Consider the following 7,446-nt stretch of genomic DNA (forward strand, 5'->3'; position numbering starts at 1 on the left):
TGAGGACGGCACGCCGCATGACAAGCTATGGAACGCGGGTCAGCAGGATCGCTAGCGGGAAGCTTGGCCCAAGCGCGATTGGTGCGGGCCTGTTCGTTGCCTTTGCGCCGATCCACCTGTGGGTCACCGAAGAGGTCTCGGCGGCGACCGCCGCCCTGACCCTTGCCTTGATCGCGGGCGCCCATATTGGCTTCGGGGCGTCCGACGGTTCCGTCCGTGTCTTCTGGCCGGAGCCGGGCGTCGCCGCCTTCTACACGGGCGTCGCTTTGGCCGGGCTGCTCTGGACTCCGCGCGCCCTGCCCTTGGGGCTGGCGGCGCATGCGGCCTGGGACATCTTGCAGCATAACGGCGCTTTCGGCGCCCCGGTGCCAAGATGGTACATCCCCTCATGTGCGGTGTTCGACCTGCTCGCCGCTGCTTTTCTGCTTCTCCTTTATCGTCCGTGAGGTCCATTCGGTGGCGCAAGTTGTCTCGATCAAAACAATAGCGAAGGTCGGCGTGGCAGTTGCCATCGTCGTTGTCGCAGTGGCGCTGTTCCTGGGTCCACTTTCCGGCCTCTGGGAAGATCTGAGTGGCGAACGAATATCGGCATGGGTGAAGGCCTCCGGTGCGTGGGGTCCAACCGTCATCATCGGCTTAATGACGATCGCCATCGTCGCCACGCCGATTCCGAGCGCGCCCATTGCCCTGGCCGCGGGCGCCGCATATGGCCATACGATCGGCACCATCTATATCGTTATTGGCGCTGAACTCGGTGCCGTGGTGGCCTTCGTACTGGCGCGGCTACTGGGGCGCGACGTGCTGACCAGATGGCTGGGCGACAAGGTAGACAGGGGCTTGCTTGGCTCTCAGAATGCGCTGACCTTTACTGTGCTCGCCAGCCGGTTGATGCCTTTCATCTCGTTCGACATCGGGAGCTACGCCGCCGGATTCAGCTGCCTGCATTTCTGGCGTTTTGCACTCGCGACTCTCGCCGGGATTATCCCTGCCAGTTTTGTCCTGGCCCATTTCGGCAACGAAGCGGTCAGCGGCGGCCCCGGGCGCACCGCTTTGGCAGCCATCGGACTCGGTGCGCTGACCCTAACCCCACTTGTCTTTGTGGCTATGAGGGAGAAGCGCCGAAAGGAGGCGACGCATGAGTAAACTGCGGACATCGTCGCGACCAACGCCGCTCCACTGGAAAATGGTGCGCTGGCTTCTCTGGCGCGAACTGCGCCGCACCTGCCACCGGCATCTGGCGAACCGGACACTGCACGACGAGGGCGGCGCCGCGATGCGCTGGCTACGGCAGGACAGGGACAGGTTCCTCGAGACGTTGGATCAGATGGTCGAAGAGATGCGAAAGGTCGCCGGGCTGCACGCTCTGCCCAACGGCGGAAGCCGCCTGATGGTCGAACTCGCCGTATATACCGTCGCCGCCGATGCGGCGCTGCGACGGCACGGGGTCAGAACGGATTGCGCGCATTCGGTAGTGGCCGATCTCGGCTGGGACCTCTACCGCCGCATGCTGCGCCTGTCGTCGCTGCCGGCGCGGATCGCTAGCCGCGATCCCGGGCGCAGGCTGCGCTGGACGATCCGGGCTCTCCTGGTTTTTCCGTTCCGCCCGGTCGGTGCGCCCGGCTATGAAACGCGCGTCTTCCGGGAGGGCGACGATCTGCACACGCATTTCACCCATTGCCCGCCCCAGAGCTTTGCGCGCAGGGTAGCCACGCACCACGAGGATCCCGAACTGCTGGAGGCTTTTCGGCAAAGCTGGTGCCTCTACGACTGGCCCGGCGCGGACCTTATCGCCGGGGATGGCCAGCGAGGGCATTACCGCAGAGCCAGCACGCTGTCGGCTGGTGATCCGGTCTGCGACATGTGCTGGCGCGCGCGCAGCGCAAAGCGCACAGACCGGACCGAGGACACCCCCTGGTCAGACGAAGGGGCAGGTGTAGAATGAACTCGGAATACAAGGCGAACAGCACAAGCCAAAGGGTTCAGGTTCCGGCTGGATGAAGGTTCAGTGGCAGGTCACCACAGCCCATAACCGGGGTCATGCATCATGACTTGTCATCTCCACCATGCCCCCCGTGTCCACCGTGCATGAAGAAATGCATGACGACGCATCCCAGCAGTAACAGCGCGAGAAACCCATTGCCTCCGAAAATATGGACACGGTGTTCGAACGCGAGCAGGAACGCACCGATCCCGAGAGCAATCAAAAGGTAGATGCCCGTGCGGGACTTCCAGAAACCCTTGTCGCGATTGTCGTGATGAGTGTCCTCGTCCTGATGTTGCTTTGTCATTTGGTCTGGCCCTACTCAGGTTGAATGGTGGAATTATCCACCATAAGCGGTTCAGAATTTCAGTTGCCGCAGCCGAAGGGAGTTCACAACGACCGACAGTGAAGACGCGCTCATCGCAAACGCGGCGAAGATCGGTCCGATCAGGATACCCAGGAATGGGTAGAGCACGCCGGCCGCGATCGGCACGCCCAAGGCGTTGTAGATCAGCGCGAAGAACAGGTTTTGGCGGATGTTGCGCATCGTGGCCTGACTCAGTTTCCGGGCGCGCACGATGCCGTCAAGATTGCCCTTGACCAGGGTGAAGCCCGCGCTCTCGATTGCGACGTCTGCGCCGGTGCCCATGGCAATGCCAACATCGGCCTGGGCCAGCGCCGGGGCATCGTTGACCCCGTCGCCTGCCATCGCGACTTTCCTGCCCTGATCCTGCAGTTCCCTGATTATCCGGGCCTTGTCTTCGGGTAGGACATCGGCGCGGATCTCGTCGATGCCCAGGCGGTTCGCGACGGCCTGCGCGGTGCGCTCGTTATCGCCTGTGGCCATGATGATACGAAAACCCAGCTCGTGCAGCGCCTTCAGGGCCGCTGGCGTGGTTTCCTTGACCGGGTCGGCGACGCAGACAAGCCCGGCGATCGTACCGTCCAGCACGATGAACATAACGGTCTCGCCCTCGTCGCGCCGCGCATTGGCGGTATCCACCAGCGCGCCGCTGTCCAGTCCCATATCCCGGATCAATGCCGCATTGCCAAGCGCGACCGATTTGCCGTCGACCCGCCCCTTGACGCCCTTGCCGGTGACGGCCTCGAAATCCTCGGCCTTGGCAAGATCGACGCCCCGTTCCTCGGCGCCACGCACGATCGCCTCGGCCAGCGGATGTTCCGAGCCGCGTTCGAGCGACGCGGCAAGGCGCAAGACTTCATCTTCGTCATGGTCGGCTTCAGGGAGTACCGCGACCAGCCTTGGCCTGCCTTCGGTGAGGGTTCCTGTCTTGTCCACGATCAGTGTATCGATCTTCTCGAAACGCTCCAGCGCCTCGGCGTTCTTGATCAGCACACCCAATTGCGCGCCCCTGCCAGTCGCCGTCATGATCGACATCGGCGTGGCAAGACCAAGTGCACAGGGACACGCGATGATCAGCACCGCCACGGCCGATACAAGGCCATACGCCATGGCCGGGTCCGGCCCCCAGATTGACCAGCCGACGAAAGACACGACGGCAGTCGCGATAACAGCAGGCACGAACATGCCCGCCACCTTATCCGCATATTTCTGGATTGGGGCACGGCTACGCTGCGCGTCGGCCACCATTTGAACGATCTGGCTGAGCATCGTGTCCGCGCCTACGCGCGTGGCCTCGATCACGAGGCTACCGGTGCCGTTGATCGTTGCCCCGGTGACGGGTTCGCCTGCGACCTTCTCGACGGGAACGGGCTCGCCGGAAATCATTGACTCGTCCACCGAAGAACGGCCTTCGACGACGACACCATCGACCGGAACCTTGTCGCCCGGCCGCACGCGCAGGTGATCGCCCAGTTGCACTTGGTCGAGATCGATCTCTTCCTCGGTTCCATCGGCGCGGATCACCACGGCCGTCTTCGCGGCCATGTCAAGCAAGGCGCGGATCGCTTTTCCGGTGCCTTCGCGGGCGCGCAGTTCCATTACCTGCCCCAGGAGAACCAGCGTGACGATCACGGCCGCGGCCTCGAAGTAAACTCCGACATTGCCATTCTCGTCGCGGAACCCCTCGGGGAATATCTGGGGTGCCACGACAGCAAGAATACTGAACGAATAAGCCGCACCCACGCCCATGCTGATGAGGCTGAACATGTTCAGGTTCATTGTCCGGAAAGAGTGGTAGCCGCGCACGAAGAACGGCCAACCCGACCACAGGATCACCGGTGTCGACAAGACCAGTTCCAGCCAGAGCGACGTACGCTCGCCCAGCAATTCCATGAAATAGCTGAAGCCGACAAACGGTCCCATCGAAAGGACAAGGACCGGGATGGTCAGAACGGCACCGATCCATAACCGCCGGGTGAAATCGACCAGTTCGGGGTTCGGGCCCTCGTCTTCCGCGGCGACGGTCTCCGGCTCTAACCCCATGCCGCAGATCGGGCAGGAACCAGGGCCGGGATGCCTCACTTCGGCGTGCATCGGACAGGTATAGACCGTACCGGTATAGCCTTCGGGCACGGTGTCGTATTCGCCTCCCCATGTACCGAATGAAGCGGAACCGTGAGCATGGGCATCGTGGCCGTGATGATCATGCGTACACCCGCTTCCTTCGGCAACCATAGTCTCCGGCTCCAGGAACATCTCACATTTTGGACAGGAACCTTCTTCTATGCGGCGCACTTCGGGATGCATCGAACAGGTATAGACGGTGCCGGAGTATCCGTCCGGTACCGTGTCATAGCTCTCGTTATCGTCTTCTTTTCCGCCGGCCCGGCCCTTTGTCACTTTCATCCTGCGTCCTTTCCTGTCCACGGTTAGCTCGTCACGAACGGGTCGAAGTATCCGACGCCCCCAATGCGCAACGGTGATCGCCAAGCCGTGGCTTCTGGAGTCTCGCTCATCGGTTTGTCATGCCTTCGTCTTGCGCGAAAAGAAGTTGAACGCCGGCACGAAAATCACGGCAATATACCAGCCATAGGCGAAACTTTCGATCAGCCCCAGAAAGGCGCTTGGCCAGCTCATCCAGGTCACGCCGGGCAGCAGAGGCAGCCAAACCTGATACATGGTGGCGTTCGGGAACAATAGGCCAAAGATCACGCACAGCACAAAGCTGGACGCGAGCAATATCCCAAGTGCCATGCCCACGGGAAACATGCGAACAGGTGTGAAATCTGACATGATTTTTCCTTCCAAGTCTTTTGAAGCGATATCGTTATGGAGGTGAGTGCCCCCACAGACGGAGAGGTGTCACGACATTTCCTGTATCGTTTTGTCGTGACGGACGCCAAAAGTAGCACCCGAAGTGTGATCTCGTTCGCGGATAATCGGAATGGCTATTTCGCGATTTCGCAGCGAGTAACGCGATTGGACGAGAAGCAGGACACAGAGCCCCGCAAATGCGCTTAGCGTAATCATGACTATCATGTCCTTCCATTGGGTAGTGGGTCAGTTTGAAAATTGCGCTTTGACCCAGAAATTCTGGATGATGTAAATGGACAGGGTATGGAGGCGAAAGATGCAATCAAATTTGAACTATGCGAGCACCGCTCGGGAGCGCGAACTCCTCCACAGAATGCGTAATACCGAATTTGAGCGCATCTTGCGCGGTCATGTGAACATCTCGGAATCGCCTCTGGCTGTAGATGGCGTCATCAATCGAGCATCGTTCTCTCAAGATGTTTTCGATGCGCTGATCCTCAGCAGAAGCCGCATCCAGCGTGGTTTTTAACCGTTCCCACGTCTTTCCTTCAGCTGACGCTGGCGCTTCCGCCGGGTGGGTTAAGAAAAGTGAATGTTGCGAGCAAACCCGCCGTTGAGCCGCGACAAAAACAACCAACGCTATCGACTCTACGCTACCAGTTGCATGAATGGTGATCGGAATGGGTATGGCCCTGATGTGGTTGTGCAGGAAAACGCCCAATGTAACCAGTCCTCCCCAAGACGAAAACGAGAGGTAAACGCCCTGTGCGCCTTCGTTGACGGCGCTGTTTAGAGCCATTGCAATTCGTCCTGCCGTTGCGTCGTCAATCCCGCCTATAAAGCTGAAATAGCTAATATTGCTCACTTCCCAACTTCCTTCTTCTTGTAAGGGCCGCGCTTCTTCGGCGCGGGCTCATCTGCTTTCACCAGCGCGACCAGATCACCAATATCCCAGAGACGATCAGTCAGGCCAGCGGCCATCGCGCCACATCACGCAGCTGATCCTTGCGCGTCAGCACGCGAATGCAGAATTCCTGTAAAACATCCTCGGCATCCGCTTTGTTGCCCAAATGGCGCATCAGGAATCCCAAGAAGGCTTGCCGACCTTCTGAAAGCGCTATTTTGGCCGGGTCGTGGTCATGCGCGATTTCTCGCGTTTCTTTTTCTGCCTCGGTCATACTTTGCCGTCTCCTTCTGACTGAGACGCAAGGGCACCGTCATCAACCCTTAATGTGAGGCCTTCCCGTTCTGTGATGAACCATCGCTATCCCCAAGAATATCAGAACGATACCGATGGTTTGCAAGAGCGATAGCCGCCTGACCCGGACCTACAGGATCGAGCGCCACTCACCGAGAAAATCTGTCACCAAATGTAACCAGGCGGAGTTCTGTGACAGACCGTTACACGACTACTCCAGGAGCCCGTTGCATAGCACATCCGATTTGCCAAGTTGATCACGCAACACGCAAAAATGGAGGCACTCAATGAAACGCAACACCTCACTCATTATCGCAACCGCATTCGCCACGGTTGTCGGCGGCGCGGCACTCGCTGACATGGGATACGTAACCGGGCATCATGACCTGCCTGATCGTGACAATAACATTCACATGACCGACAACATGCGCGGCCATTTCGACCACTCTGATCGGAACGACGACGACAAGGTCACGCGCGAGGAAATGGATGCCCACATGGCGGCGGCGTCAGAGTTTCAGCGTATGTTCGAAGAGCGTAACGACCCGCAGCAAGGTCGCTGAAGCATTCAATCGGGCGCTCTGGCTGACAAAGGGAAGCCCGATTGCGACAAGTAGGACCTGACTGCGGCGCTCGACATGTGCCGCAGTCAGAGTAGACGCCGCGAGGATTACGACCGTGATATGAGCCATGCTTAGCTTCGTGAAAGAGGACGCACGACCGACGCTGTGCGCCGGTTCTGGTTGCGGACAGGGTCGAATGTTCAACACGGAACACCATTGGAAAACAAGGAGCTATGCTATGAGAATTCCACTAATGGCAATCGGTGCCGCACTCCTGACTGGCAGTGCTGCATTGGCCGATGTCTACATCCCGGAAGGAACGCGCGGAACGGTGCTTCATTTGGATGAAGCTTTCAAGGCTACGGGCCGCATCGAAGGGCTCGGTAACGTTCACGGGCTGGCAGGCGCACCGAAACGGGGCATTCTGGTAGCTGGCAGTCTCACGGAAACCGAAGGCGGCGAGGTGGCCAAACCCTCCCAGGTTTCCGAAGAGGATCACGAAGCCCACCACGGAGGCGGAGAAAAG

General features: G+C 59.6%; 9 protein-coding genes and 2 pseudogenes. 5 read left to right on the plus strand and 6 right to left on the minus strand.

Features of this window, described 5'->3' with window-relative positions:
* The 3 genes from AC13D8_RS00145 to AC13D8_RS00155 all read left to right on the plus strand — a co-directional run.
* Positions 1 to 446: DUF6010 family protein (locus tag AC13D8_RS00145; RefSeq protein WP_482967156.1), on the plus strand; the 446-nt coding region annotated here is incomplete at its 5' end.
* Between the two features lie 10 nt (positions 447 to 456).
* A complete protein-coding gene (locus AC13D8_RS00150) occupies positions 457 to 1,143 on the plus strand; it encodes a TVP38/TMEM64 family protein (protein ID WP_482967157.1) in 687 nt (228 codons plus the stop codon).
* The gene (locus tag AC13D8_RS00155) at positions 1,136 to 1,942 is read left to right on the plus strand and encodes a hypothetical protein (RefSeq protein ID WP_482967158.1); all 807 of its coding nucleotides are present in this window, start codon (positions 1,136 to 1,138) and stop codon (positions 1,940 to 1,942) included. The genes AC13D8_RS00150 and AC13D8_RS00155 overlap by 8 nt, the downstream gene beginning before the upstream one ends.
* A 100-nt stretch (positions 1,943 to 2,042) precedes the next feature.
* On the opposite strand, the gene AC13D8_RS00160 is transcribed toward AC13D8_RS00155, so the two are convergent.
* From AC13D8_RS00160 to AC13D8_RS00185, 6 genes and pseudogenes are all read right to left on the minus strand, one after another.
* Positions 2,043 to 2,288: a DUF2933 domain-containing protein gene (locus AC13D8_RS00160; RefSeq protein ID WP_482967159.1), complete on the minus strand. Its 246-nt coding sequence runs from the start codon at positions 2,286 to 2,288 to the stop codon at positions 2,043 to 2,045.
* A gap of 51 nt (positions 2,289 to 2,339) precedes the next feature.
* A complete protein-coding gene (locus tag AC13D8_RS00165) occupies positions 2,340 to 4,751 on the minus strand; it encodes a copper-transporting P-type ATPase (RefSeq protein ID WP_482967160.1) in 2,412 nt (803 codons plus the stop codon).
* 117 nt (positions 4,752 to 4,868) lie between these two features.
* A complete protein-coding gene (locus tag AC13D8_RS00170) occupies positions 4,869 to 5,138 on the minus strand; it encodes a DUF5676 family membrane protein (RefSeq protein ID WP_482967161.1) in 270 nt (89 codons plus the stop codon).
* Positions 5,139 to 5,481: 343 nt separating this feature from the next.
* The gene (locus AC13D8_RS00175) at positions 5,482 to 6,024 is read right to left on the minus strand and encodes an ATP-dependent Clp protease proteolytic subunit (RefSeq protein ID WP_482967162.1); all 543 of its coding nucleotides are present in this window, start codon (positions 6,022 to 6,024) and stop codon (positions 5,482 to 5,484) included.
* Positions 6,021 to 6,143: pseudogene (locus tag AC13D8_RS00180) on the minus strand (IS1 family transposase); the annotation flags it as partial. The pseudogene AC13D8_RS00180 and the gene AC13D8_RS00175, both read right to left, overlap by 4 nt.
* On the minus strand, positions 6,125 to 6,337 hold the full coding sequence (locus AC13D8_RS00185; protein WP_482967163.1) for a sigma factor: 213 nt from the start codon (positions 6,335 to 6,337) through the stop codon (positions 6,125 to 6,127). The gene AC13D8_RS00185 and the pseudogene AC13D8_RS00180, both read right to left, overlap by 19 nt.
* A 307-nt stretch (positions 6,338 to 6,644) precedes the next feature.
* Between AC13D8_RS00185 and AC13D8_RS00190 the strand changes: the two genes are divergently transcribed.
* Entirely contained in the window at positions 6,645 to 6,920 is a 276-nt protein-coding gene (locus tag AC13D8_RS00190) for a hypothetical protein (protein WP_482967164.1), read from the plus strand.
* 238 nt (positions 6,921 to 7,158) lie between these two features.
* Positions 7,159 to 7,446 (plus strand): annotated as a pseudogene (locus tag AC13D8_RS00195) (YncE family protein); the annotation flags it as partial.

The organism is Roseovarius sp. B-10 (genome assembly GCF_056859295.1).

What these genes read in the sequence shown, in the direction of transcription:
- AC13D8_RS00155 (WP_482967158.1), top strand. Translation starts at nt 1,136, where the DNA reads ATGAGTAAACTGCGGACATCGTCGCGACCAACGCCGCTCCACTGGAAA.
- AC13D8_RS00160 (WP_482967159.1), bottom strand. Translation starts at nt 2,288, where the DNA reads ATGACAAAGCAACATCAGGACGAGGACACTCATCACGACAATCGCGAC.
- AC13D8_RS00165 (WP_482967160.1), bottom strand. Translation starts at nt 4,751, where the DNA reads ATGAAAGTGACAAAGGGCCGGGCCGGCGGAAAAGAAGACGATAACGAG.
- AC13D8_RS00170 (WP_482967161.1), bottom strand. Translation starts at nt 5,138, where the DNA reads ATGTCAGATTTCACACCTGTTCGCATGTTTCCCGTGGGCATGGCACTT.
- AC13D8_RS00185 (WP_482967163.1), bottom strand. Translation starts at nt 6,337, where the DNA reads ATGACCGAGGCAGAAAAAGAAACGCGAGAAATCGCGCATGACCACGAC.
- AC13D8_RS00190 (WP_482967164.1), top strand. Translation starts at nt 6,645, where the DNA reads ATGAAACGCAACACCTCACTCATTATCGCAACCGCATTCGCCACGGTT.